The organism is Flavobacterium sp. HBTb2-11-1 (genome assembly GCF_009826975.1).
Taxonomy (GTDB): Bacteria; Bacteroidota; Bacteroidia; order Flavobacteriales; family Flavobacteriaceae; genus Flavobacterium.
Window position 1 is genome coordinate 17,156 of sequence record NZ_WUMO01000013.1, and the last position, 26,409, is coordinate 43,564.

At 33.9% G+C, this 26,409-nt stretch carries 27 protein-coding genes; 8 read left to right on the plus strand and 19 right to left on the minus strand.

Annotated elements, in window-relative coordinates:
* The first annotated feature begins 124 nt into the window (after positions 1-124).
* The gene (locus tag GR162_RS21035; protein ID WP_160783730.1) at positions 125-778 is read left to right on the plus strand and encodes an HD domain-containing protein; all 654 of its coding nucleotides are present in this window, start codon (positions 125-127) and stop codon (positions 776-778) included.
* Between the two features lie 413 nt (positions 779-1,191).
* Here GR162_RS21035 and GR162_RS21040 read toward each other — a convergent pair whose 3' ends face one another.
* The 5 genes from GR162_RS21040 to GR162_RS21060 form a co-directional block, all read right to left on the minus strand.
* Positions 1,192-2,118, minus strand: a complete 927-nt coding sequence (locus GR162_RS21040; RefSeq protein ID WP_160783731.1) for an alpha/beta fold hydrolase — start codon at positions 2,116-2,118, stop codon at positions 1,192-1,194.
* 364 nt (positions 2,119-2,482) lie between these two features.
* On the minus strand, positions 2,483-2,608 hold the full coding sequence (locus tag GR162_RS21045; protein WP_160783732.1) for a FeoB-associated Cys-rich membrane protein: 126 nt from the start codon (positions 2,606-2,608) through the stop codon (positions 2,483-2,485).
* A 6-nt stretch (positions 2,609-2,614) separates the two neighbouring features.
* The gene (gene feoB, locus GR162_RS21050) at positions 2,615-4,714 is read right to left on the minus strand and encodes a ferrous iron transport protein B (RefSeq protein WP_129747783.1); all 2,100 of its coding nucleotides are present in this window, start codon (positions 4,712-4,714) and stop codon (positions 2,615-2,617) included.
* Positions 4,714-4,953: a FeoA family protein gene (locus GR162_RS21055; protein ID WP_008465698.1), complete on the minus strand. Its 240-nt coding sequence runs from the start codon at positions 4,951-4,953 to the stop codon at positions 4,714-4,716. Before GR162_RS21055 ends, feoB begins: the two co-directional genes overlap by 1 nt.
* Before the next feature lie 103 nt (positions 4,954-5,056).
* On the minus strand, positions 5,057-5,722 hold the full coding sequence (locus GR162_RS21060; protein WP_160783733.1) for an SCO family protein: 666 nt from the start codon (positions 5,720-5,722) through the stop codon (positions 5,057-5,059).
* A gap of 229 nt (positions 5,723-5,951) precedes the next feature.
* Here GR162_RS21060 and GR162_RS21065 point away from each other — a divergent pair, with 229 nt between their 5' ends.
* A complete protein-coding gene (locus GR162_RS21065) occupies positions 5,952-8,006 on the plus strand; it encodes a M13 family metallopeptidase (RefSeq protein ID WP_160783734.1) in 2,055 nt (684 codons plus the stop codon).
* Positions 8,007-8,269: 263 nt separating this feature from the next.
* Here the strand turns inward: GR162_RS21065 and GR162_RS21070 are convergent, their stop codons facing one another.
* Complete coding sequence (locus tag GR162_RS21070) at positions 8,270-8,668, minus strand: c-type cytochrome (protein ID WP_160783735.1); 399 nt, start codon at positions 8,666-8,668, stop codon at positions 8,270-8,272.
* Between the two features lies 1 nt (position 8,669).
* On the minus strand, positions 8,670-9,665 hold the full coding sequence (gene hemB / locus GR162_RS21075; RefSeq protein ID WP_160783736.1) for a porphobilinogen synthase: 996 nt from the start codon (positions 9,663-9,665) through the stop codon (positions 8,670-8,672).
* A gap of 264 nt (positions 9,666-9,929) precedes the next feature.
* Here hemB and GR162_RS21080 point away from each other — a divergent pair, with 264 nt between their 5' ends.
* Positions 9,930-10,562: a hypothetical protein gene (locus GR162_RS21080; protein ID WP_160783737.1), complete on the plus strand. Its 633-nt coding sequence runs from the start codon at positions 9,930-9,932 to the stop codon at positions 10,560-10,562.
* A gap of 5 nt (positions 10,563-10,567) precedes the next feature.
* Positions 10,568-12,442 carry a hypothetical protein gene (locus GR162_RS21085; protein ID WP_160783738.1) on the plus strand — a complete coding sequence of 625 codons (1,875 nt, stop codon included), beginning with the start codon at positions 10,568-10,570 and terminating at the stop codon, positions 12,440-12,442.
* A 52-nt stretch (positions 12,443-12,494) separates the two neighbouring features.
* On the opposite strand, the gene GR162_RS21090 is transcribed toward GR162_RS21085, so the two are convergent.
* From GR162_RS21090 to GR162_RS21145, 12 genes are all read right to left on the minus strand, one after another.
* A complete protein-coding gene (locus tag GR162_RS21090) occupies positions 12,495-13,391 on the minus strand; it encodes a fructose bisphosphate aldolase (RefSeq protein WP_160783739.1) in 897 nt (298 codons plus the stop codon).
* 82 nt (positions 13,392-13,473) lie between these two features.
* Positions 13,474-14,412, minus strand: a complete 939-nt coding sequence (locus GR162_RS21095; protein WP_160783740.1) for a DUF4421 family protein — start codon at positions 14,410-14,412, stop codon at positions 13,474-13,476.
* A gap of 82 nt (positions 14,413-14,494) precedes the next feature.
* Positions 14,495-15,427, minus strand: coding sequence for an oxygen-dependent coproporphyrinogen oxidase (gene hemF / locus GR162_RS21100; protein WP_160783741.1), 933 nt, complete (start codon positions 15,425-15,427; stop codon positions 14,495-14,497).
* Complete coding sequence (locus GR162_RS21105; RefSeq protein ID WP_160783742.1) at positions 15,424-15,969, minus strand: GNAT family N-acetyltransferase; 546 nt, start codon at positions 15,967-15,969, stop codon at positions 15,424-15,426. Before GR162_RS21105 ends, hemF begins: the two co-directional genes overlap by 4 nt.
* A 1-nt stretch (position 15,970) precedes the next feature.
* Complete coding sequence (locus GR162_RS21110) at positions 15,971-16,348, minus strand: hypothetical protein (protein ID WP_160783743.1); 378 nt, start codon at positions 16,346-16,348, stop codon at positions 15,971-15,973.
* Between the two features lie 124 nt (positions 16,349-16,472).
* Entirely contained in the window at positions 16,473-17,036 is a 564-nt protein-coding gene (locus tag GR162_RS21115; protein ID WP_237421410.1) for a transposase, read from the minus strand.
* 129 nt (positions 17,037-17,165) lie between these two features.
* Positions 17,166-18,191, minus strand: coding sequence for a uroporphyrinogen decarboxylase (gene hemE, locus GR162_RS21120; protein ID WP_160783744.1), 1,026 nt, complete (start codon positions 18,189-18,191; stop codon positions 17,166-17,168).
* A 106-nt stretch (positions 18,192-18,297) separates the two neighbouring features.
* Entirely contained in the window at positions 18,298-18,963 is a 666-nt protein-coding gene (locus GR162_RS21125) for a uroporphyrinogen-III synthase (protein WP_160783745.1), read from the minus strand.
* Positions 18,963-19,886, minus strand: a complete 924-nt coding sequence (hemC, locus tag GR162_RS21130; RefSeq protein ID WP_160783746.1) for a hydroxymethylbilane synthase — start codon at positions 19,884-19,886, stop codon at positions 18,963-18,965. The genes GR162_RS21125 and hemC overlap by 1 nt, the downstream gene beginning before the upstream one ends.
* Before the next feature lie 191 nt (positions 19,887-20,077).
* The gene (gene hemA / locus GR162_RS21135; RefSeq protein ID WP_160783747.1) at positions 20,078-21,328 is read right to left on the minus strand and encodes a glutamyl-tRNA reductase; all 1,251 of its coding nucleotides are present in this window, start codon (positions 21,326-21,328) and stop codon (positions 20,078-20,080) included.
* Positions 21,329-21,684: 356 nt separating this feature from the next.
* Positions 21,685-22,272 (minus strand): hypothetical protein, encoded by a 588-nt coding sequence (locus GR162_RS21140; protein ID WP_160783748.1) that lies wholly within the window; start codon positions 22,270-22,272, stop codon positions 21,685-21,687.
* A 16-nt stretch (positions 22,273-22,288) separates the two neighbouring features.
* The gene (locus GR162_RS21145; protein ID WP_160783749.1) at positions 22,289-22,723 is read right to left on the minus strand and encodes a hypothetical protein; all 435 of its coding nucleotides are present in this window, start codon (positions 22,721-22,723) and stop codon (positions 22,289-22,291) included.
* A gap of 357 nt (positions 22,724-23,080) precedes the next feature.
* On the opposite strand from GR162_RS21145, the gene GR162_RS21150 reads away from it, so the two are divergent.
* From GR162_RS21150 to GR162_RS21165, 4 genes are all read left to right on the plus strand, one after another.
* The gene (locus GR162_RS21150) at positions 23,081-23,947 is read left to right on the plus strand and encodes an AraC family transcriptional regulator (RefSeq protein ID WP_008465659.1); all 867 of its coding nucleotides are present in this window, start codon (positions 23,081-23,083) and stop codon (positions 23,945-23,947) included.
* 262 nt (positions 23,948-24,209) lie between these two features.
* On the plus strand, positions 24,210-25,223 hold the full coding sequence (hemH, locus tag GR162_RS21155) for a ferrochelatase (RefSeq protein ID WP_160783750.1): 1,014 nt from the start codon (positions 24,210-24,212) through the stop codon (positions 25,221-25,223).
* Positions 25,224-25,229: 6 nt separating this feature from the next.
* Positions 25,230-25,796: a hypothetical protein gene (locus GR162_RS21160; protein ID WP_160783751.1), complete on the plus strand. Its 567-nt coding sequence runs from the start codon at positions 25,230-25,232 to the stop codon at positions 25,794-25,796.
* The gene (locus tag GR162_RS21165) at positions 25,796-26,344 is read left to right on the plus strand and encodes a CopD family protein (RefSeq protein WP_160783752.1); all 549 of its coding nucleotides are present in this window, start codon (positions 25,796-25,798) and stop codon (positions 26,342-26,344) included. The genes GR162_RS21160 and GR162_RS21165 overlap by 1 nt, the downstream gene beginning before the upstream one ends.
* Positions 26,345-26,409: the final 65 nt, after the last annotated feature.

Below are 26,409 nucleotides of genomic sequence, written 5' to 3' on the forward strand. Positions count from 1 at the left end.
GAATTTGGAATTTTTAGATTGAAATTTAAAAAGCAACATTGTTGCTTTAAAAGATATTTGTTGATTGTTGAAGATTAAAAATCTTTGACAATCAACATTTTTTATAAAACGTAAAAACCTCTTTATGAGCGACTCAGCATTAATTATTAAAACCATTGCTTTTGTAAAAGAAAAATTAAATGATGCCGAGGGCGGTCATGATTGGTTTCATATTGAGCGAGTTTACAAAAACGCGCTGCTGATTGCAAAAGAAACAGAATGTGATCTTACGATTGTACAATTGGGTGCCTTATTGCATGATATAGCCGATAGTAAATTTCATAACGGAGATGAAACTATTGGACCAAAAACAGCAAGAACGTTTTTAGAAGCCGAAAATGTTTCTGAGGATATAATTGCCCATGTTGTCAATATCATTGAAAATATCTCTTATAAAGGCGGAAATTTTGAAAAGAAATTCTCTTCTGTCGAATTGGATGTTGTTCAAGATGCCGATCGCTTAGATGCTATTGGTGCGATTGGCGTTGCAAGAGCTTTTAATTACGGCGGATTTAAAAACAGAGCTTTATACAATCCGGAAATTGCTCCTGTAACCAATATGACAAAAGAAGAGTACAAAAAGAATAATGCTCCAACAATCAATCATTTCTACGAGAAGCTTTTACTTTTAAAGGATAAAATGAACACAGCAAAAGGAAAAGAAATCGCTGCCGAAAGACATCATTTTATGGAAGCTTTTCTTGCCCAATTTTATGCAGAGTGGGAGGGTGTAAAGTAGTACTCAGTTTACGATCTCAGTTTTCAGTTTCAATCTGAATATTTCATCTCGATTCTTTTTAATCTAGAAAGGCCAAACTTTTTTCAGAATATAAAATTAAAACGGCTCTATTAGAGCCGTTTTTTTTTATTTGGTGATGATTTTCTTTATAAAAACTTATGACTTATAATCGCGATCTTAAGAGACACATAATTATAAAAGCGCATAAAAATCCAATTGAAAACCACAATAACCTTGTAATGCATTTATTTCTAACCATTTCTCTTTTTTCAAACCTTGTCATTTTGAATGTATTTTAAACATTTTCAAAAGTAATTTTATAGAGGGTATGATTATGCCAATAAAAGTCTTTAAATCATTATAATAAGACAATTTTTCTTTTAGTCTCGTCGTCTTATTTTTTAGTTATAAGTCTATCTAACTTTCTGAACAAATTTCTGAACAGTGTTTTTGAATTCCTTATTCTGTTCGTAATACAAAATATGTCCGCCATCAATAATTTTGACTTCTTGATTTGGGAATTTAAACAAACGATAATGATCTGGACCAATGTTATTGTCTTTTGTTCCAGAGATTACTAGCGTTGGAACTTTAATCGTAGCTGTTTCTTTAGTAAAATCACTAAAATATGATGGGTCACTCAATGCATGCTGAGCAAAAGAAGAGTTTCTTTTTTCGCTATTATCAATGCTGTCCAGTTTTTCAACAGTTGCTCTATTGTCAGATAACATTTTATAATCAAGATCTGCTTTTTTAATTTGCTGTTTAGCTTCAAAAAAAGTATTTAATATGGAATCTTTGCCTTTTACAGGGAAATCTTTTCCTAGAGTTTTGCTCATGAAAGCAATTTGATTGAGAAGCGAATCGTTGATATCAAGTGTAGCATTCAGCAGAATTAAACCTTTTACATGTTGTGGATATTTCTCAGCATATTTAGTGGCTAAGATTCCTCCGAAAGAATGTCCAATTACAAATATCTTATCTGTTTTGAGGTGAGTCCGGATTTCCTCAATGTCATTAATCATTCTGTCCATGCTGTAATTATTATCTGCAGGAGATCCAGATCTACCGCATCCTCTTTGATCATAATAGCACATGGTTAGTTTGTCTTCAAGAACATTTCCGCCAAATTCTTCAAAAGATTTGCTCCATGCCCCAGGACCGCCATGAACAAAAATACAGACTTCTCCTTTTCCAGAGACTTTCAAAAATAAAGGAACTCCGTCAGAAGTGGTAAATGTAATGTTGGGATTTTGCGTTATCTCTGTTTTTATTTGACCAATTACACTCTGTGAGAAACAAAGAAACAGAATGAAAAGTAAAGGAGTTTTTAGATTCATTTGAAAGTCTTTTTTGCTGTTTTAATAGGATAAAAATATGATTAAAACAGCAGAGAAAAAACTAATGATTGGTTTTCATTATGAAATAAGTAATAATTGTCGCGCAGAAAAACCCTAGCGCGAACCACAGTAATCGAGCTACTCTATTATCTCGTACTATTTCCATTCTATCTTCTGGTGTCATCTTAAATAAAATTTAGGAAACAAAAATAGTTTTAGAAAATATACTAAAAAGGTGATTTTGGTTTTTAAAATAACAGAATACGACATTTTTTATCATAAAAAAAGCTTCAAATAGAAATTAAATCTATTTGAAGCTTTTAGTCTTAGTATCTTAGAACCTTAGCGTCTTAGAACCTTAATGTTACGAACATCCGCAATCGGTTCCACCTCCGCAGTCTTTTTTATTTTTCGATTTAAAGAAGAACTTTTTGATCAAAAAAGCAACTGCAAATCCTAATATGGCGAAGGCTATTATTTCTTGAAACATAACTTTTTATTTTAAAAGTTGATACGCAATTAATGCGGTAAAATAAGCGAGACCGCTCATGAAGACTAGCTGCATTGCTGGCCATTTCCATGAATTGGTTTCTTTTTTGGTAATTGCCAATGTACTCGCACATTGCATGGCAAAAGCATAAAACAGTAGTAAAGAGATTCCAGTTGCAAAGTCAAATACTTTTTCTCCTGTGTCTGGACGAACTTCTGCCTGCATTTTGCTTTTTATGGTCGATTCGTTATCTGTATCTCCAACACTATATATAGTGGCCAGTGTTCCTACGAAAACTTCGCGGGCTGCAAACGAACTGATTAAGGCAATTCCTATTTTCCAGTCGTAACCCAAAGGCTGAATTACAGGTTCAATTGCTCTTCCCATTAAACCGATATAAGAGTTCTCTAATTTTTGAGAATTAACTTCATTTTCAAATTGAGTTTCGTCTAAAGTTGTGCTGGCAAATCTTTCTTTAACGATAGTTTCAGCTTCATTAAATTCTTTTCCAGGGCCATAAGAAGCCAAGAACCATAAAATGACTGATATTGCTAAGATGATTTTACCTGCACCAAGAACAAATGCTTTGGTTTTTTCTACCACATTGATTCCGACGTTTTTGAAAAGCGGCATTTTATAACTTGGCATTTCAACAACAAAATAGGTTTTTGATTCCAGTTTTAAAACCTTATTTAAAATGTAAGCGGATAAAATAGCCATAAAGAATCCTAAAATATATAACGACATAAGAGTTAGTCCTTGAAGATTCAGAACTCCAAAAACTCTTTTGCTCGGAATGACCAATGATATAATAATCGCATAAACAGGCAATCTCGCCGAACAAGTCGTGAATGGCGTTACTAAGATCGTAATAAGGCGTTCTTTCCAGTTTTCGATATTTCGAGTTGCCATAATTGCTGGAATCGCACAAGCAGTTCCTGAAATTAAAGGCACGACACTTTTTCCAGAAAGTCCAAATCGGCGCATGATTTTATCCATCAAGAAAACCACACGACTCATATAACCGCTTTCCTCTAAAATGGAAATAAACAAAAACAAGAAAGCAATCTGCGGAATGAAAATGATAACTCCTCCAATACCCGGAATAATTCCCTGAGAAAGCAAATCGGTCAAAATGCCGCTTGGAAGTTCTGCCGCAACCCAGCTGCTCAAAGAGGCAAAAGTGCTGTCAATGAAATCCATCGGAATAGTGGACCAGCTGAAAATGGATTGGAAAATCAAAAATAAAATGGCAAAGAAAATAACGTAACCAAAAACTTTATGAGTTAAGACACGATCCAATTTAGCACGAACATCTTTAGCCATCGAAGCGTCAATCTTTAAACCTTCTTTTAAAACATCATTGATAAACTGATATCTTTTTATGGTTTCTTTCTGTTGTAATCGCTTTAATTCTGAATGCGATTTTGTAAAAGTGCTTCGAATTTCATTTCGTTCTAAATTTAAAAAATTGACATCCTGAGTAATTACAAGCCATAATTTGTACAATAATTGATTTGGAAAAGCATGTTGCAACTTTTTGAAATATTCTTCATCAATTACAGAAGCATTCAAACAAGGTTCGTGCGGGATAGTTTTATAAGAAACAATCAGTTCTTTTAATTCTTCAATTCCTAAACCTTTGCGCGAACTAACTAAAGCAATTTTTGTTTTGAGTTTTTCTTCTAAATATGGAATATCCAAAGAAATCCCTTTACGCTCCATACGATCCGACATATTGATTACCAAAATCGTTGGGATTTCAAGGTCTTTTATCTGAGTGTAAATCAGTAAATTTCTTTTTAAATTTTCAACGTCAGTTACAACAACAGCAACGTCTGGATATAGCTTGTCATTTTTATTTAGCAAAAGTTCAATAACAACGCTTTCGTCCATCGAACTGGCGTTCAAGCTGTACGTTCCCGGTAAATCTAGAATATTGGCTTTTATGTTATTAGGCAGCTTGCAAAAGCCCATTTTTTTCTCAACCGTAATTCCAGGATAATTTCCAACTTGTTGGTTAAGACCAGTTAATTGATTAAAAACAGAGGTTTTTCCGGTATTTGGATTTCCGATAAGGGCAACATTGATATTCTGAACACTCATTACAAATTGGTTTTGATAAGTTCAACTTCAATTTCACGAGCGGTTTCAATTCGGATTGCAACATGAGAGCCGTTAATATCTAAATATAAAGGATCACCAAAAGGAGCCACCTGCAACAATTCAACTAAACTGCCAGGAAGACAACCCATTTCTAATAATTTAAGTGGAATAAGATCGATATCAAAATCTTTGATAATGGCTTTTTCGCCTTTTTTCAGAGTGTGTATTGTATTTTGCAAGCTTATTTAGATTGAATTTAGATTGCAAAAGTAGGCAATTATTCTTTATTTCAAGGTATTTAACACTTCCACAAATGCTAAATGTTTCTAAAAATAAGGGATTTTACTCTTGAGAAAGGAATTCGATATCTTCTAAAAGGCGTTTTACGTCTTCTTTATTTGTTCCGTCATAAAAACCTCTAACGCGGCGCTTTTGATCGACCAAAACAAAATTCTCCGTATGCACCATATCATAAAGCTGATCTGGTCTTCCCATTTTTACAGCCAAATACGATTTTCTGGCCATCTTGTAGATTTCTTTTTTATCGCCTGTAACCAGATTCCATTTGCTGTCTACAACACCATATTTAATAGCGTAAGCTTTTAAAACAGAAACGCTATCTACTTCAGGAAAAACGGTATGCGATAGCAGCATCACTTTTGGATTGTTTAAAACTGCTTTTTGAACATCAACTAAATTGGTTGACATTTTCGGGCAGATTGATCCGCAGGTTGTAAAGAAGAAATCGGCAACGTAAATTTTTCCTTCATAATTTTTCTGGGTAATGGTATCGCCATTCTGATTGATGAAAGAAAAATCGGCAATTGTGTGGTATTTGCTTTTATACTGAATTGTACTGTCAACCAATTCAGGATTTACATCGGCTGGATTATAAATCGGAAGCGTTTTTTTAGGTTTCAATGCAGAGTAAAACAAAGATATCGTAACCACCGAAAATACTATTAAAACAATAAAGAATTTGCGGTATTTGTATAAAAGCGATTTCATAAAAATAATTTGGCGCAAAAATACAAAAAGCAGATTCTAAAAACTTTACTGAATTATTTTTTTAACAGGCTTTTGTAACTTTTGACATCAAATAGCAGACTAATAAAATTTGTATAATAGTTCTGATTTGTGAAATTTATTTTTATAAATGGATTTCCTGTTTGAATTTTAACACAATTTTAGAAATAATAACAATATGTTTGTATTTTCCATTAAACTATAAACTTTTATGAAAAAACAATTAGCCAAACCTGTGTTTGGTGTTATATCTGCAATGTTTGCCATAACTGCAGCTCAAGCACAAGCGCCAAAAGAACCAGGTATTAATGTATCATATATGGATACGAAAATCAGCCCAAGTCAAGATTTTTTCAAATATGTAAATGGAGCTTGGCTCGAAAAAACAGAAATTCCAAGCGACCGCGCTACTTGGGGAAGTTTTAATGAACTGATTAAAAGAACAGACAAGGATGTGATGGAGGTTTTAAAAGAAGCTTCAAAAAATCCGAAGTATAAGTCTAATACAGATCAGGGCAAAGCAGTTAATTTATTTAACACCTATTTAGATTCTATCGGAAGAAATAAGAAAGGAATCGAACCTTTAAAACCATATCTGAAAAAAATCGAGGCAATTAAAAATATTGCGGATGTTCAGAAATATTTGGTTGAAATGGAAAAAGAAGGAAACGCGGGCTTTTTCGGAATTTACATTGGAGCTGATGATAAAGACAGTTCTAAAAACTCTGTAAATTTGGGTCCAAGCCAATTAGGACTTCCTGATAAAGATTATTATACTTCTGAGGATAAAGATTCTAAAGAAAAACGTGCAAAATATGAACTGCATGTTGCCAGAATGCTTCAGTTTATTGGAGAATCTCCAGAAAAAGCAAAACAAAGTGCTGCTCAGGTTCTAGCTCTTGAAACAGAATTGTCAAAACCAAGGTTAAACAGAGTTGAAAGAAGAGACAGCCGTTTGCAATACAACCCGATGACTATTGCTGAACTTCAAAAATTAACTCCAGCTATTAAATGGAACGAATATTTTGCTGGTTTAGGAATTACTAAACTAGAAACTGTAATTGTTTCTGAGCCTAAATATATGACAGCTTTAGAAACTGTTTTCAAAGAAAATAAAGTAGCACAATGGAAAGAATACCTGAAATGGGATTTGATCAACGGCGATGCAGGCAAGCTGACAACAGAAATTGACAATGCTAATTTCGATTTTTACAGCAAAACATTAAGAGGAGCAATAAAACAGCTTCCAGCTGAGGAAAGAGCGCTTAATGTGGTTAACGGAAATGTTGGTGAAGCTCTTGGAAAACTTTATGTAGAAAAAGTTTTTCCAGCCGAAGCTAAAACCAAAGCGATTGATATGATTCATAATGTTATTACAGCTTACCAAAATCGTATTAATAATTTGAGCTGGATGTCTAAAGACACTAAAGCAAAAGCTATTGAAAAGCTGAACAAAATCACGATTAAAGTGGGATATCCTGATAAATGGAAAGATTATTCGGCTTTAGAAATTAAAAGCATTGCAGAAGGAGGAAGCTATTTTGAAAATACTAAAAACTTAGCGCAATGGAGATTTAAGAAAAGCATAGATAAATTGTCTAAACCGGTTGATAAAACAGAATGGCATATGTCTCCGCAAACAGTAAATGCGTATTATAATCCATCTTATAACGAAATTGTATTCCCAGCAGCTATCTTACAGCCGCCTTTCTACAATTACCAAGCTGACGAAGCAGTTAACTATGGTGGAATTGGCGCTGTAATCGGACACGAGATTTCTCACGGATTTGATGATTCTGGAGCGCGTTACAATGCCGAAGGAAATTTAGTAGATTGGTGGACAGAAGATGATTTAAAACAATTTACAGCTTTAGGAAATGATTTAGCAAATCAATACAGTGCTCTTGAGCCATTGCCAGGAGTTCATGTTGATGGTCATTTTACATTGGGTGAAAATATTGGAGATTTAGGCGGAATCAACGCTGCATTTGACGGTCTGCAATTATATTTAAAACAACATGGAAATCCAGGTTTAATTGACGGATTTACACCAGAACAGCGTTTCTTTATTTCTTGGGCTACGGTTTGGAGAACAAAAACTAGAGATGAAGCAATCAAAAATCAAGTAAAAACAGATCCGCACTCTCCGGGAATGTACAGAGCGTATGTGCCGATTCAGAATGTTGATGCTTTCTACAAAGCATTTGATATTAAGAAAGGTGATAAAATGTACGTTGAACCAGAAAAACGAGTTAAAATCTGGTAATTCATTTTAATAGCAAAGCAAAAGGGCGGTTCCGAATTTCGGAACCGCCCTTTTTGCGTTATTATTTTGAGAAAATCACAGATGTTCCGTAGGAACATTTCATCGCTAGAAAAAAAAATTGACCACCGATTATTTCCGTTCCGTAGGAACGGTTGATTTTGACATAAATTTTAACCATTCAGCATATCAAACGTTTCTGCGGAACGTAAATGCTTCCAATATAATTTTCTACCGATGAAATGTTTCTACGGAACATCTTGTAATTACTTTAAATTACTGTAGATGTATGCTTCAATTGCTTTTAATTCTTCATCAGACATGGCCTTTGTTATGGCAAAATTGGTTTTCATAACCTCAAACTGACTTGGGTCAACAATTGGTTCTGTATTTCCTTTTAGGAAAGTAACAATATCACCATTTTTGGCTTTGTAGATTTTGGCAATTTCTTTGATGCTTGGTCCAACCACTTTTTGATCTGGCTGATGACAAGCAAAACAATTTCCTGTGCTTTCAAATATTTGTTTTCCTAGTTCTTCTGGACTTTTGGCTTTCGCCGATTCTCCTTCAGAAACAGATTCGGTTGTTGCGTTTGTTGGCTCAGAAGTTTCTTTTTTGCAAGAAGCAAATGCTAAAACGGCAGCTAAAAATAAAACCTTTTTCATCTTATTTTTTTAATAGTATTGCAGCTTCTTTTGCGAAGTAAGTCGAAATAAGATTAGCGCCTGAACGTTTGATGCACATTAGTTGTTCCATCATAATTTTATCGTGATCAAGCCATCCTCTTTCAGATGCAGCTTTAATCATAGCATATTCTCCAGAAACCTGATAAACGGTTACGGGAACATGAACTGTATTTTTTATTTCGCGAACAATATCCAAATAAGCAATTCCTGGTTTTACCATAACCATATCTGCACCTTCTTCTACGTCTGATAAAGCTTCTTTAATGGCTTCGATGCGGTTGGCATAATCCATTTGGTATGTTTTTTTGTCTTTTGGAACCACAACATCAGCTTCTTTTGGAGCAGAATCTAAAGCATCTCTAAACGGACCGTAAAAAGCCGAAGCATATTTTGCTGAATAACTCATGATTCCAACATTCTGAAATCCGGCAGCATCTAAACCTTCGCGAAGGCGTAAAACGCGTCCGTCCATCATATCACTTGGCGCAACAAAATCGGCACCAGCTTCTGCGTGCGAAACGGCCATTTTTACTAAAGCATCAACTGTGCTGTCGTTTTCTACATCGCCATTTGTTATAATTCCGTCATGACCGTAAATTGAATACGGGTCTAAAGCCACATCTGGCATAACAATCATTTCTGGACAAGCCGCTTTTATGGCACGAATAGCTTGCTGCATTAATCCGTTCGGATTCCAAGCTTCTTTACCAGTATTATCTTTCAGGTTTTCGCTAACTTTTACATAAATATTTACGGCGCGAATCCCTAAATCATAAAGTTCTTTTACTTCTTCAACTGTTAAATCTATAGATCTTCTGAAAATTCCCGGCATTGACGGAATTTCGACTTTTACATTTTCTCCTTCAGCAATAAACATTGGAAACATAAAATCCGATGGACTTAAACTGGTTTCACGTACTAAAGAACGAATCGATTCATTTACTCTTAATCTTCTGCCTCTTTGTAATGGGAACATATAAATTTAGATTTTAGATTTTAGATTTCAGATTTTTAAGCTGAATTGGAAACAGATTGATAAACCCTTATTCTAAAATTGAAGTTGTTTTTTATTTTTTTGAAGTTTGTCTCACTTTTTAATGAGTGGCGCAAAGTTAAAGAAAAAGGAACAGAATAAGGCGTTTAGCTTGTTGTAGAATCCGTTAATATTATCTAAAAATTTTGATTTTTATTGTTTGGACTAAAGCATGGTTTTTCAGAATATTCCATCTAAATTTGTAAAATGAAGAAAATTCTCGCTTTATTTTGCTGTATGCTCTTAACAAGCTGTTTTGAGATTACAGAAAGAATCAAACATCACGACGATCAAAGTGGTGAATATATGCTGATGATCGACTTTTCGAAATCTTGGTTCAAGACCAAATCTGCTATTTGGCTGGAAGAAGTTGATGGCGTAAAAATTCCAAACGAACAAGAAATTACACAGAAATTGGAAGATTTTAAATCTAAAGCTTTAAAAATCGACGGAATTTCGAATGTAACAACCAAAACGGATTTTCAGAATTACGTTTTTATCATTAAACTCAATTATGCGAATCTAAAAGCATTAAATGCGGTTGTAAATACAATCAACAATCAGCGTGATCAGATTCACTTTAGCGGAAGCGGCAAAACCTTTGAAAGAATTGCATCATATCCAGTTCCGGAAAAAGTGGTAAACGACCCGAAAAAAAAGAAAGATCTGGAGGAAGCCAGCATTATTTCTATTTATACTTTTGATAAAGATATTCTAGCTGTAGACAATGCAAACAGCAAAATTTCAAAAAATAAAAAAACGGTTTTTTTAAAGCAAAGTATGTACAGCGTATTTAAGAAATCGACCTTAATGAACAATACTATCCAATTAACGCCTTAATTTTTATGAAGCAATTTTATACTCTAATTTTTCTATTTGCCGCGTATTTCACTTTTGGACAAGCCAGTCCAGACAAATACGACTATTTTGTACAGTTTAACGGAAATCAGCTTTCTAAAAAAGTCAGCATAAACGAAGTGCTGAATCATCCGATATTGACGAAATACATTAGCAAAAAACCTGATTTTGATCTTCGCCAATATACTTCGATCATTCAATTAGACCAAAAAATTACGGTTCATGGAAATTTCTTAGATAGTGTTCCGTTTTATCAGGTTACTATTCCGATAAAAAACAAAGAAGCTGTGCGACAATATCTGATTGAAAAACAAGGAGCAAATGGAAAGAACAGTACAATTGAAGAATTTGGAAAATATGCTGTTTTTACACCAAGCGGTTTAAAGAGATCATTTGTCTGGAATGATAATTATTTAGTCATATTTGAATTGACAAAAAGGCTTCCTACTAAGTTTTATGATTCCCCTGGAGGACCTCCAATTTTAAACGATACTATTGTGGCAACAGAAACGTATGAAGAAACAGCAGTAGAGGCACCGCAAGGATATGAAGTTCCACAAGCGCCAAATCCTCCAAAAATAGCAGAACCTTCTGTAATGCGTGATGAACCAATGGTAGCTGACGTACCAGCAGGATCAGCAGAGAATGTAGAACAAGATTATTTATATGATGGAAATCCGTATGAAGAATATACCGCAGAGCAGGCAGAATTTGATAAAAAACTAGCCGAGCAGCAAAGAGAAATTATAAAAGGCTTATTTGAAAATGGTTTTACTGCGCCAAGTTTTTCAAAAATAAATGCTTCGGCAGATATTTCGACTTGGGTAAATTACAGCGGATTGATGTCTAGTTTTTATTCGTTGTATAATTATCCTTTGGCATTATTTGGAGGTTATGATAAATACTTGCCTATGCAGAAGAATTTCGGAAATTTTGTAAAAGGCATTAATCTGGATTTTTATTTTGATAATGATAATGCCCGAATTGAAGAAGTGGTTGAATATGCAGCAGAGATTGCAGCTGTTGTGAGTAAAATTAGCAATAGAAAAATCAACAAAAATATCTTCAATTATTTCCCTTCGGAAAAAGCATTAGGTTACATTTCATATCACGCCAATACAAAAGCGGCACTTGAAAATTTTCCGTCATTAATGACTGAATTATTCCAGAATCCGAAATTTGCAAAAGAAGACATTACACTTGTTACAGATCTGATTTCTACAATTGTTGACGAAGAAGCGACAGCAAAGCTTTTTGATGGCGATTTAAGCGCTTTTTTATACGATACGAAAGAAGTTGAGGTTATGACTAAAAAGTATGATTATGATGAGAATTATGAAGAAAAAATAACCGAAGAAAAAGTAAAAAAAGATATTCCGCTTTTTTCTGTAATTTTCACTTCAACGCATCCGACTTTTGGAGATAAATTATTGCAATTGGGCGTTCGCAAAAAAGTGCTGATTCCAAATGGAAATTCATTCATTATTACAGGCACGAAAGAGTATGGCGATATTTTTATTACGAAAGAGAAAGATGTCGTAATTGTTGCCAATACAAAAGAGTATTTTGGAACAGGAAAAGGACCTTTTGCCAAAGATGCTAAGAAAGACTTGAGCAAAAATTACATTTCTGGAAAATTGGATATTGCGCAAACCGTAAAAACATTTGGAAAAAATGCAAAAGGTTCAGAATTGGATCGAATGACTAAAATTTCATCTCAGTTTTCAGATATTTCCATAGAATCTCCTAAAAAACTAATTGACAATAAATTGAAATTTGTTTTTAAATTGAATTCTTTCAAGTCTGATAAAAATATCATTCTGCAGACATTAGATTTAGCCGAAGAAATGACTTCTAAATAATTGAAAAACAAAATCCCTGATACGAGAATGTTTCAGGGATTTTTTATGTTTTCTAAGTAATTGAAGCCTGATAAATGCCTTTAACGGTTTCTTGTAATTCTGCATTAAAATCTTCATCCGATTGATCGGCAGTAAGTCCCTCAGACAATGCTCTCGAAAAACTGGCAATCAGTCCGTGGTTTTGTGAGAGTTTTTGATTTGCTTCTTCACGAGAATATCCGCCAGAAAGGGCTACAACACGAACCACATGCGGATCTGAAATAAGTTCACGGTAAAAATCGTTGACAGTCGGAATCGAAAGTTTCAGCATTACTTTTACATCTTTATCCAATAAATGAAGCTGTTTTTGAATTTCTTCTTTCAGAATCTGTTCCGACTTTTCCTTATCAGGACTATAAATATCAACTTCAGGTTCTATAATTGGAATTAAACCTTTGCTGAAAATTTGTTTTCCCACTTCAAATTGCTGTGCAACAATATCTCGTATTCCGTCAGGATTGGCTTCTTTAATGACAGATCGCATTTTAGTACCAAAAATATTTCGTTCGACTGCTCGATCTAGCAATTCGTTAAAACCAGAAATAGGTTTCATCAGCTGCACGCCGTTCGCAAGATCCGCAAGCCCTTTATCTACTTTCAGAAAAGGAATAATATGTTTTTTCTCCCATAAATAATCGGCTGTCCATTGTCCATCGATTTTACGATCCATTGTATTTTCAAACAAAATAGCACCAAGAATATATTGGCTATCAAAAGCGGGACTTTTAATAATTCTAGTTCTCATTTCATGTACAAGCGTGTACATTTCTTCTTCGTTTGAATATTGATTTTCTTGTATGCCATATTGCAATAAAGCTTTTGGTGTACTGCCACCGCTTTGGTCAAGCGCTGCGATAAATCCTTTTCCAGAATGCATGAGATTTAATTGTTCTGTATTCCTATTTCCCATAATAATGAATTTTAGTTTTTCGTAAATCTCTGTAATTTAAGCATTTTTGTTGGGCTTTCGGTTTATTTCAGATTAAGATTTCTCAAAGGCCAATTTTTTCATTGACCTTATCGTATACTTCTTTTATTTTTTTCGGAGGATCAAATCGGTAACCGACAGACAATTTTAGAGTAGAAATATTATCATTCAATCGTGGATCTACTTTGTCATCTTGTGCAAAAGCAACTGTGTTGATGCTGGCAAAACCAAAAAATCGGTCTTTGTTATAGGCTAGTTTTAAATTGAAGTCAGCTTGGTATAAAGCTGAGGTTTCTTTATCAATAATATTAAGTCCGCCACCCAAAGCAAGTCCGGCGCCAATTAAAACCCGATCACTAATTACGAAATTGTAAAAATAAGAAGGAGCAAGGGTTAAAACATACATATCTCCAGGTGACGAATCAGGAGTATTTAAATCCAGATTGGTATAATAAAAGGAAAATGACGGAATGAAACTTCCAGAACTTTTAGTCTGCCATTCGTTTTGGCTAACCAATGTTTTAAAAGAGAATTTATCGTTGAAAACGTAAGAAGTCGATCCGCCAATTTTGGTCGTACGCATGTGCGGCAATTCAGCGGTTATATTATCATCACTAATATAAAATCCTTTTTGATTGATAAAGGTAAACGACTGCATCCATTTTTTATAGTAAAAACGGGTATTGAAATTAAAATGCTTGGAATTAGAATCACCTTTATTTCTACCAAGGAATTTAGGTGCAAAACCAATGGTAACATCAATAATCTTATAATTTATATTAAAACCAATCTGTTCTCTTCGATTCGGAATAAGATTAACATATATTTTAGGTTCGGTGTTATCTGAAGCAATCTGAAAACTATTAGAAGTATCCAGATAATAAATGCTGGCAGTAATTTTATCGTTGTATGATTTGAAATAGGGGTTTCTTATGGAATCGTTTTGGGCAAAACATCCAAAAATGTTGATGAAGAATAGGGCGTAAATTAGTTTTAAACGCATAGAAACATAGTTTTTGATTTTCTAATTCACCTCTAAGATAGGTCTTTAAATCTATGTTTCTATGCGTTCAATAAAATTTATATTATGAAATCCACTCACGCGGATTTGCCAATATAGTAATTAATTTTTCTTCTTCGCTTCCCGGTTCTGGATGATGGTCGTAAACCCATTGAACATGAGGAGGCAAACTCATTAAAATACTCTCGATTCTTCCGTTGGTTTTTAAACCGAATAAAGTTCCTTTGTCATGAACCAAATTGAACTCCACATAACGGCCACGACGGATTTCTTGCCAAGTTCTTTGTTCTGGCGTGTATGGAAGCGTTTTTCTTTTTTCTACAATTGGCACATAAGCTTCTAGAAAACTATTTCCTACTTCGGTTACAAAATCGTACCAGTTTTCCATAGACATTTGCTTCGCCTGTTCGCTATCGCTTGGGTGCTCATTTGCTTTACAATAATCAAAGAATAAACCTCCTAAACCGCGAGCTTCGTGACGGTGCGCATTCCAAAAATACGAATCGCATTGTTTTTTATATTTCGGATAAAAATCTGGATTGTGTTTGTCGCAAGCTGTTTTACACGTTTGGTGAAAGTGTTTTGCATCTTCTTCAAATAAATAGTAAGGAGTTAAATCCTGTCCACCTCCAAACCATTGTTCGATTACATTTCCTTTTTCATCATACATTTCAAAATATCGCCAATTAGCGTGTACGGTAGGAACCATCGGGTTTTTTGGATGTAAAACCAAACTTAATCCGCAGGCAAAGAAATCGGCTTCGCCAACGCCAAACATTTTTTGCATGGTTTCTGGAAGTTTTCCGTGAACGGCTGAAATATTTACACCGCCTTTTTCGAAAACTGCTCCGTTTTCAATAACACGAGTTCTTCCGCCACCGCCTTCTGGACGTTTCCATAAGTCTTCGCGGAATTTTGCAGTTCCGTCAACAGCTTCTAATCCAGCTACGATTTGGTCTTGTAAATTTTGTATGTAGGCGTAAAATTTGTCTTTCATGATTTTATATATTCTGATTTTAGAAGTCCGAAGTAAACGGAGTTTTGCAAAGTGCCGTCTCCATTTCTAAATTCCTCCCTTAAAATTCCTTCTTGTTTGAAATTATGCTTTAATGCAACTTTCTGGCTTGCGATGTTGATTTCTGAAGTGCAAATGAAAACTTTGTTCAGTATTAATTCGTTGAAACAAAAGTCAAGCGCTTTAGAAACCATTTTTGAAGTAATTCCTTTTCCCTGATAATCTTCATCAATAAAATAACCAAATTCACATTTAGAAACGTGATAATCGATTGTTTTTATACACAGATAGCCAATCAAATTATTCGTTTGGATATCTCGGGCATAAAAATGAAAACCTACTTTATTTTTCTCTTTATCGCAACTTAGCGATAAAAAATTTTGTGCTTTTTCTAGAGTATCAGAATTGGAAAGCGTGACAGGAAAAGTTTTGGCAATGTGATTTCGATTCTTGTCAATTAACCTGTAGAATTCCTCAGGAAGAATGTTTTCAATTCGGTCTGTTTTCCAATCTGTAAAAGTCATTTTATTTGTTTTTAAGAGATGAAATTTTCGAATTTATTCCAAAAGAAAATACTTTGCTTTCTGATTGGATGTACTGATAAAGAGCCAAAGCCTTATCTTCAAAATTATAGTTTTCGTCTTTTGAAAGTTCAATCAGTATATCAGCAAACAATTCCAATTGCTCCCAATCAAAATGAAGTCGCATTAATAATGTGGTCAAATCTTCATTAGAATAATCGATCAAACTTTCAAAGTTCAATTCGAATTCTTTCAGTTGCTTTTCAAGATCTGATTTTTGTAAGTCATTCAAAGGATAAGGTACATAAACAAGAGTTCTTAACGTTTTGAGTACGTTATCAATTCTTATTTTTTCTTCGTCTCTTAAACCTTTGTTGAGCATGGTTTTCTACATTTCCTGCAAGGTTTTCAAAACCTTGTAGGTATCAATTGTGAATTTTTATATTGAATCATCTTGGAAATCTTGACCTATAAGGTTTTTAGAAAGCCTTGTAGGACAAACGATATTATTCAAAAGTAAACGTTTCGTTTAAAAAATCATTTTTTTGATTATGGCAAAAAATAAAATTATTAAAATCCCCGAATAAATTTAAAACTTCTGTACGTTCTATTTTAGTTTTTTTATCAGATAAAAATGCTTGAAAAGAAGAAAATCTAAAATTCTTAAAATCTTGATCTAAATGATGTTTTGGATTTAAATGAACATAAATGACCAATCGTCTCAAATAGTTTTCGTCTGTTAATTTTATTCTTTTAAAATGCTTCTCAAACAAACTGCCTGTTCTTCCAATTTGTTTGTTAAATGCCTTAGCGTAAGAATTAAATAAGTTAGAAAAGGCCTGCGTAACTTCTTTTTCGTCACTATTTAGCCGAATTACCAAATGAAAGTGATTTTTCATTAAACAATAAGCAAGAATTGAAATTTTGTTTTCAGTGTATTTCGCTAATTGTTTTAAGAAATAGATTTTGTTTTCTTCACTCTCAAATAAATCAGTTCCATTAATTCCACGATTATAAATGTGATAATAACAATCCTTCTCTAAAACTTCCAACCTCATATCCTCATTCATTTCTCACATCCTTCAAGGTTTTCAAAACCTTTTAGGTCTCCTACATCTGTGTTTATTTAACTTTGTAATTTATACCTACAAGGTTTTGGAAACCTTGCAGGAAAGCCAACTGCGACTGAAAACTGAGCACTAATTTCCGTATTCTTTCACCGCGTCAATAAACGCTTTTGCGTGATCTACGGGGATATTAGGTAAAATTCCGTGACCTAAATTTACTATATATTTATCTTTTCCGAACTCGTCGATCATTTCGTGAACCATTTTCTTGATAGTTGGAATTGGAGAAAGCAATCTTGATGGATCGAAATTTCCTTGTAAAGTAATGTTTCCGCCAGATAAATAACGTGCGTTTCTTGCCGTACAAGTCCAGTCAACTCCTAGCGCAGAAGCTTTACTTTTACCCATTTCGCCAAGAGCAAACCAGCACCCTTTTCCGAAAACAATAACTGGAGTAATATCCGCTAAAGCATCAACAATTTGGTTGATGTATTTCCATGAAAATTCCTGATAATCGGCAGGAGAAAGCATTCCTCCCCAAGAATCAAAAATCTGAACCGCATTTACTCCTGATTTTACTTTTTCCTTTAAATATAAAATAGTCGTATCTGTGATTTTTTGTAATAAAGTGTGCGCTGCAACTGGGTTTGAAAAACAAAATCCTTTTGCGGTATCAAAGCTTTTAGAACCTTTTCCTTCAACAGCATAGCAGAAAATGGTCCAAGGCGAACCTGCGAAACCAATCAATGGAACTTCGTCATTCAACATTTCTTTAGTCAATTTCACAGCGTCAAAAACATAACCTAAAGTTTCATTTACATGTGGAACAAAAACTTGATTTACTTGTTCCATTGTGCGAATCGGATCTGGAATTATCGGACCTAAATTGTCTTTCAATTCTACATGAATTCCCATTGCGCGAGGAACAACCAAGATATCTGAGAATAAAATTGCAGCATCTGGAGCAATTCTGCGAATTGGCTGAACGGTGATTTCAGCTGCTAATTCTGGAGTTTCGCAACGCGTAAAAAAGTCATATTTATCACGAAGTTCTCTAAATTCTGGTAAATATCTTCCCGCTTGACGCATCATCCATACTGGTGGGCGTTGAACTGTTTCTCCTTTTAATGCTCTTAAAAATAGGTCGTTTTTTAACATCTCTTATTTGTTTTTCCTGCAAGGTTTTCAAAACCTTGTAGGTATTGTTTGTTGATTTATATTTTAACCTACAAGGTTTTGAAAACCTTGCAGGACACTGTAAACATTATTTGTATTCGTGAATTACATCTTCAATCACATCTTCAATTGTTGGCTGATCTGCGACGATGATATTCTTTGTGATTTTTGATAAAGCTTCTGCGGTCGTATCACCAATGCAGAAACAGATTTGTTTATTGATGGTATTCTGTTTCAGATAACTTTTAACTCCAGACGGACTAAAAAACAAAATCGCTTCAGGGTTTGCTTTTATTTTCTGAGGTTGCAACGTCGTTTCGTAAACCTGAATTTCATTGAATTTAATTCCGTTTTCCTTTAAAGCTTCTGGCAAAGTGTCTCTTCTCAAATTTCCGCTGAAAAAAGTATAGCTTTCATTACCATAAATCAAAGTGATAATTTCTGCTAAATCGGAAGCATAACCTGTGTAGGCAATAACATTGAAGCCGTTTTCTTCTAAAAGACTTTTGGTTTTAAGACCAACGCAATACACATTTTTCTTTTTCAGTTCTTCTGATTTTGGATCAGATAAGACACTATGAACAGCGTTTTGGCTTGTAAAAATAAGGCTCTCGTTGAGGTCTTTTAATTCGAAAGGTTTGTTTTCGATTTTGATGAAATCAGCTTCGACTAACTCGACGCCATATTTCATGAGCTCTTGTTTATGAAGAGGAGATAATATTTTAGTAGATAGTATCTGAATTGGATTTGCCATTATTTCTTCAGAGATTCTTTAATTTTCTGCATCAATTCTGTTCCGCCATTATTCAAAATCTCCTGAGCAGAGTTGAAACCTAGTTTTTTCCATTCTGAAATGTCAACTGTTTTATCGATTTCCAGTTTTTGTTTGCCATCAATAGAAAGCAAAACGCCTTGAAAATGTAAAGTGTCTTCGTCTTCATTATAGGTAACCAAAGCTCCAATTGGCGCTGTACATCCGCCTTCAAGCGTTCTTAAAAACTGACGTTCGATATAAGTGCAAATTTCAGTTTCAATATCATTTAATTGAGAAAGTGCATCTAAAGTATAATTGTCATTTTCCATTGCTACAACTAACATTGCACCTTGAGCTGGTGCCGGAATCATCCAATCTAAATTGATGTAATTTTCAGGTTTTAAGTTAATGCGCTCCAAACCTGCAGCGGCAAAAACAGCTCCGTCCCAATTATTATCTTGTAGTTTTTGCATACGAGTGTTCACGTTTCCGCGCAAATCAACTACAGTATGATTTGGATATTTATTAAACCATTGTGCCTGGCGACGCAGACTTCCGGTTGCAATAGTGCTTGGATTTGAAAAATCAGGATTTCCTTTATGGACTAAAATATCTAAAACATTGGCTCTTGGCAAAACAGCACCTTGAACGATACCTTTAGGCAAGGCCGTTGGGACGTCTTTCATAGAATGCACCGCAATATCAATATCGCCATTGATCATGGCAATGTCTAAAGTTTTAGTGAAAATTCCAGTGATTCCTAATTCGTAAAGCGGTTTGTCCAGAATAATATCACCTTGAGATTTCACCGCCACAATTGAGGTTTTATAACCCAAATCGTTTAGTTTTTTCTCTACAGTGTGTGCCTGCCAAAGTGCTAATTCGCTATCACGCGTTCCTATTCTGATTGTTTTTTCAGCCATGTTTTGTTTTTTGAACCATATAAGTTATATAAGTGAATTTAAGTAGTTTGTGGTAAAACATACTTGTTAATCAGGCTAATATAACTTGTTTTTTATTTTTGAACGATATAAGTTATATAAGTAATTTAAGCGGTTAGGTAAAACACAGTTTTTAAATGAACTTATATAACTTATATGGTTTAAATCTTAAACTAAGATGCTTTTATTTTGAAGACTTTTTCGATCCATTCGATGCTTTCATCTACCATCGTGTCGTCGTCTTTTAAATGATTTGCGAAATGAGTAGTGATTTTCTGAATGATTCGGTTACTTATGATTTCAGCTTGCGCTTCATTAAAATCGGCGATTTTTTTGCTTTGAAAATCCAATTCCGAAACTTTAATCGCATTTAATTTTTCTTTTAATGCATTAATCGTTGGAGCAAATTTTCTTCCTTTCATCCAAGTCACAAATTCTTCTTTGATTTCTTCGATGATCGCTTCAGCCGCCGGAATGTGTAATTTTCTGTTTTCTAATGTTTCATCTGTCAATTGAGACAAATAATCCATATGAATTAAAGTTACGCCTTCTAATTCCTCCACATTTTCATCAACGTTTTTCGGAATAGATAAATCCAAAATCAACAAAGGTTTTTTCAGATTCAAGATTGCTTTGTCTACCGTTGGGTTTTGCGCGCCAGTTGCAACAACTACAACATCAGCTTTTTGAAGTTCTAAATGTAATTCAGAGTAATCTTTAACAATCAAATTTAATTTTCCTGCTAATTTCTCTGCTTTATCTTTAGTACGGTTTATTAAAGTGATATGCTCATTTTTAGTATGTTTTACTAAATTCTCGCAGGTATTTCTTCCAATTTTTCCAGTTCCGAAAAGTAGAATGTTTTTATTGCTGATATCTTCTACATTTTTAAGAATGTATTGTACCGATGCAAAAGAAACCGAAGTAGCGCCAGAGCTGATCTCCGTTTCGTTTTTAATTCTTTTGCTCGCCTGAATAACCGCATTAACCAGTCTTTCCATAAAAGCATTGGCTAATCCCATTGATTTTGAATGCGTAAAACTGGTCTTTATTTGAGATATAATTTCGAAATCGCCTAGAATCTGACTGTCTAAACCAGTTCCAACACGAAAGATGTGATTAATCGCTTCTTGATTTTTATAAACGAAACCCACTTTTTGAAAAGCATCAACAGAACCATTGCTGTTGTCGCAGATAAGTTTTATTAATTGAAATGGATGTTCAGCAAAACCGTAGATTTCGGTTCTGTTGCAAGTTGAAGTAACTATTAAACTTTCTATTCCTTCGTTTTTAGCTTGTTCCAGCAATCGCGTCTTTGCAACGGCATCCAAACTAAATTGACCTCTGACCTCAGCATCAGCTTTTTTATAACTCAGACCAACTGAGTAAAAATAAAGGTGTTTCGGTACGTTATTGTTTTCCATAAATTCACTTTCATAAAAGTGCAACAAAATTATTACTATACCATCGATAAAAATAACGCTAAAAGTACTTTTTATGTCGCTGTATGTTTTTTTGGTTCTAAACTTGTCTTTTTATTTAGAAATCAGCACTTTTATAGCAAAATCAAGTCGTTTGAAATGTTTTGTTTAGAGTCATTCTAAATAAATAGAAGCAAATGGATAAAATTTGTTTGAAAAAAAATATCGCTAAGGGTTCAAAAATTGATGCACGAATTTTTTCAAATTCTTGACGATCTGAATGGCGTTATTTTCGTAGTAAAAAAGGATTGAATAAAAAGCGCTATCTTAAAATTTAACATAGCGCTTTTGGAAGGAAATTATTTTTGAACAATTGGAGTTCTTAATGACTCCAAAACAGCAACGATGTCTGTATAAAGTTCTGTATTAGAGGCAACTCCATTTGCATTTGCGGCAGCACCAACATAGCCTTCAAACTTTGTATAATCTGCATTGCTAGATTTAGTTCCCATTCTTGGGTTTCTTGCAGGATCATGTGCAGCCGACATGCTTAAACCTGAATACGTGTTTACGGCATTTTTTCCTCCTGTATTAAAAGAGAAGAAATCAGTAAGATTATCTGATAATTTAGCAATATTGGTAGCTTGTGTGCTTCCTGTTTCTGCCAGAAGAGGAGCGAAATGAGCCTGTAGATTACCTGAAGCATTAGACTGGATATCTGCTACAATTAATCCTATAGTAGAATTTACAACTTTACGAAAGCTTAAACGGCCCTTTTCAATCATCTGTCCTGAATTATCTGGATCAGAAACCATAACAGAACCCCCTAATCTCTCATAGATAGTTGGTTTTTCTGCGGGAGTTTTATCATCGTCGTTGCTGCAGGAAGTTAATGAGGCCGATGCAATAATTAATGCGCCAAGTGTAATTTTAGAAAAATTTCTCATAATAAATATTTAAAGGTTAATTAAAAAACTGATTAATTTTTTTTGACAATTTGTAACTGTAGCTATTTTGATTTACGGGACAAACTTCCTTGTTTGCCAAGCCAGCAGGCAAAATGTAACGTTGAGCATCGTAATTGCCTTTGCTCATTAATTCGTCATATACTTTTTTGGAATTAGTAATCTTATTGTTGTGAAAGTAGACAACTACATTTCTCTTTACGATAATCGAATCGGAGGTTAATCCCTTTATGGATCTTAAATCTGTGCAAATCTTTTTCGCGTAGGCAGAATCTATGTTTTCTTTAAAATCAATCCTGCTTACCTGAAGATTTGGACTTTCATAAACGGCTGGTTTTGCTGTAATAATGTGGAACACTAAAATGGCAAAAAACAATACACCTGTTATTGCAACTGTCCGAAGTCCCCTTTTTACTATTTTGTTAATTTTCATAAAAGCTCTTATTTATTTGTTGATTTAGTTTTTTAAGAATCATTTACGGGAGGTTTTTATAATTGGTTTTATCAAACAGTATTAAATCTTCAATTTAGAATAGTTATAAATACTGTAAGAAATAATTTATGTTTGCTTTTAATAAGAAGTGGGTTGAAAATCAGTAAATTACCATTTTTTAAGCTAAATGTCATGTTTACAGCTTGTGAAGAAAATTGAACACAAAATGAAGGAAAAGACTTTGAAAGAATAAAGAAATTATAAATTTGGAAGCAAGTAAACGATAAACCCATCAAAAAGATTTAATTTTGGAAACGCAAATTATCGTTTCAATAAAATCATGAATAAGTAATCACAATGGAGGAAGAAATAAAAATTGAAGATGACTTTACGCTAATTAGGTTTCAGAACGATAGTTCAGAGCCTTTTTATGCGCAGCATGAAATCGGTACGGGACTGATTCAGTTTCACTTCGGAATAAAAGGAAATGCCAAATTCTTATTCAATCAGGGCAATTATGCTTTGGAACTAAAAGAAGAAAAATCACTTCTTTTGTATAATCCGCAGAAAGAATTACCGCTGAATTTAGAATTGGCTCCAAATTCTTGGGTGATTTCGGTAATTGTTTCCATCAAGAAATTTCACGCCTTATTTTCTGCTGAAGCCGATTATATTACCTTTTTAAGTCCCGACAATAAGGATAAAAAATATTATAACGAAGGGAATATCAGCCCGTCAATGGCGATTGTATTGAGTCAGCTGTTTCATTACAATCTTCATCCATCCATAAAAAATCTTTATTATAAAGGAAAGGGATACGAGTTGCTGAGTTTGTATTTCAACAGAACTGAAGATCCAAATGCAGAACAGTGTCCGTTTCTGATTGATGAGGAAAATGTCCTGAAAATCCGAAAAGCAAAAGAAATCGTAATTGCTAATATGGCAGAGCCACCGGGGTTGCAAGAATTGGCTGACGAAATTGGTCTGAATTTGAAAAAACTCAAAATGGGTTTCAAACAAATTTACGGCGATACGGTTTATGGTTTTCTTTTTGATTACAAAATGGATTTCGCTCGAAAACTATTAGACAGCGGTTCTTATAATGTAAATGAAGTGGGATTGAAAATTGGTTACAGCACGGGAAGTCATTTTATAGCGGCATTTAAAAAGAAATTCGGAACAACACCCAAAAAATATTTGATGTCGATTAATGCAAATGTTTAAAAATTTTTTTCGCCACGACCCGAGCGATAGCGAACTGGCGAAGCAATTCACGAATTTAATTTGCGAACATCTGCTTTAATCTGTGAAATCTGCGTGAAAAAATTTCTCGAATTAGTCAATCAATTTTGAATATTCTACAATAATTAAAAAGTAATAATTATCATATTTCGAATAAAGTACAGCATTTACTTTTGCCGAAATTTTTAAAAACAAATAAAAAGCTTAAAGCCTAGAGCTTAAAGCCTAAAGCAAAAAATACATAATGAAAGGCGTATTATTAGTAAACTTAGGTTCTCCAGACAGTCCAACTCCAAAAGATGTAAAACCTTATTTAGATGAATTTTTAATGGATAAATACGTGATCGACGTTCCGTATTTATTGAGAGCATTATTAGTTCGTGGGATTATTTTAAGAAAAAGGCCAGAAGAATCGGCACATGCTTATTCAAAAATCTGGTGGGAAGAAGGTTCTCCATTAGTGGTTCTTTCAGAAAGAATGCAGCAAAAAGTACAGCCTTTAGTAAATGTCCCAGTTTCGCTAGCAATGCGTTATGGAAGCATGACAATTGAAAAAGGGCTTCAAGAATTGAGTGATAAAGGAGTTACAGACGTATTGCTTTTTCCATTATATCCGCAATATGCAATGGCTTCAACTTTAACTATTTTAGTTAAGGCAGAAGAGATTCGCAAGAAAAAATTCCCTCACATGAAATTTACAGATGTTCCGGCATTTTACAACAAACCGGATTACATCAAAAACTTAGCAGATTCTATTCAGAAACATTTAGTTGGATTTGAATACGATCATTTATTGTTTTCATATCACGGAATCCCAGAGCGCCATATTCGTAAAACCGATGTGACAAAATCTCATTGCAAAATTGACGGTTCATGCTGTAACACGCCATCGCCGGCACATGAATTCTGTTACCGTCACCAATGTTATGAAACTACAAGACAAGTGGTTAAGTTATTAGGACTTCCAGAAGATAAATACAGTTTAACTTTTCAATCTCGTTTAGCGGGCGATAAATGGTTAGAACCTTACACGGATGTTGAAATCGATAACATGCCAGCAAAAGGAATCAAAAAATTAGCAGTTGTAACGCCAGCTTTCGTTTCAGATTGTTTAGAAACTTTAGAGGAAATCGCAATGCGTGCCAAAGAAGATTTTGAAGCAAATGGAGGTGAAGAGTTCTTAGCAATTCCATGTTTGAATGATGACGAAGAATGGTGTCAGACGGTTGCTAACTGGATTAATGATTGGGCTAAATAATATTAGATGAATAAATTAAGAAGCATTTTCGTTATATTTTTTGTTTTGATAACGCTTTCAGGTTGTAAAAAAAGCAACTCTGTAGTAGATTTTTACGATAAAACATTTGATTGGAAGATTTCTGTTCCCGATGATTATGAAAAAGTAGATTTAAAGGATAAAGCAGACATTAAAGGAGATATGGCCTTAGCGAAAAAGAACCATACAATTGTTGTTTTTAAGAAAGATGAAGCCAATTATTTTACGGTAAATTATGATGATTTTTTTGGAAGCGATACTCGGTCTCTTGATCTCAATATGAGATTAAAGGATTTTCTAATTTTAAAGGATATTGGTAAAATTTATCCAAAGGGAAAAATGGGAGATTACTCGGTAAGTACTGAAAATATTTCAGGTTTGCCGTTTAGAAAAGCTAAAATAGAAATCACTGAAGGAGAGAAAAAAATAGTATCGGTAGTGATTTTTTCTCGAGGATTTAATGATAAAATCTTTGTAAATTCGATAATTTACGAAGATGAAGATGCTGGCAAAGAAATGATTGATCTTTTTAAAAAATCTACATTTAAGAAGTAATGGAATACTATAACTATCTAAAATCACTACATCTTATATTTGTAATAACTTGGTTTGCAGGTCTATTTTATATTGTGCGTTTGTTTGTGTACCAAATTGAAGCTAGTGAAAAACCATCTCCTGAAAAAGAGATTCTGCAGGCGCAATACAAAATTATGGCCTATCGTTTGTGGTACATTATTACATGGCCATCGGCAGTTTTGGCAAGTATCTTTGCTTTTTGGATGCTGTTTTTTACACAGGCAGGACATGTTTGGCTTACCCAATCTTGGATGCACGTAAAATTATGTTTCGTTTTCCTTTTGTATTTATATCACGGAAAATGCCATCAGATTTTTAAGCAATTACAGAGAGATGAGGTAAAATATTCGAATAATTTTATGCGTTTATGGAACGAAGGCGCAACGATTATTTTGTTTGCGGTCGTATTTTTAGTAGTTTTAAAAAGTGCCATCAACTGGATTTTCGGCGTAATCGGAATTATTTTATTCTCGGTTTTAATTATGCTGGGATTCAGATTTTACAAGCGAATTCGAGAAAAAAAATAAAAAGGTTGCCACAAATTACACGAATTAGCACGAATTTATTTTTATAGTTTTTGCCACAGATTAAA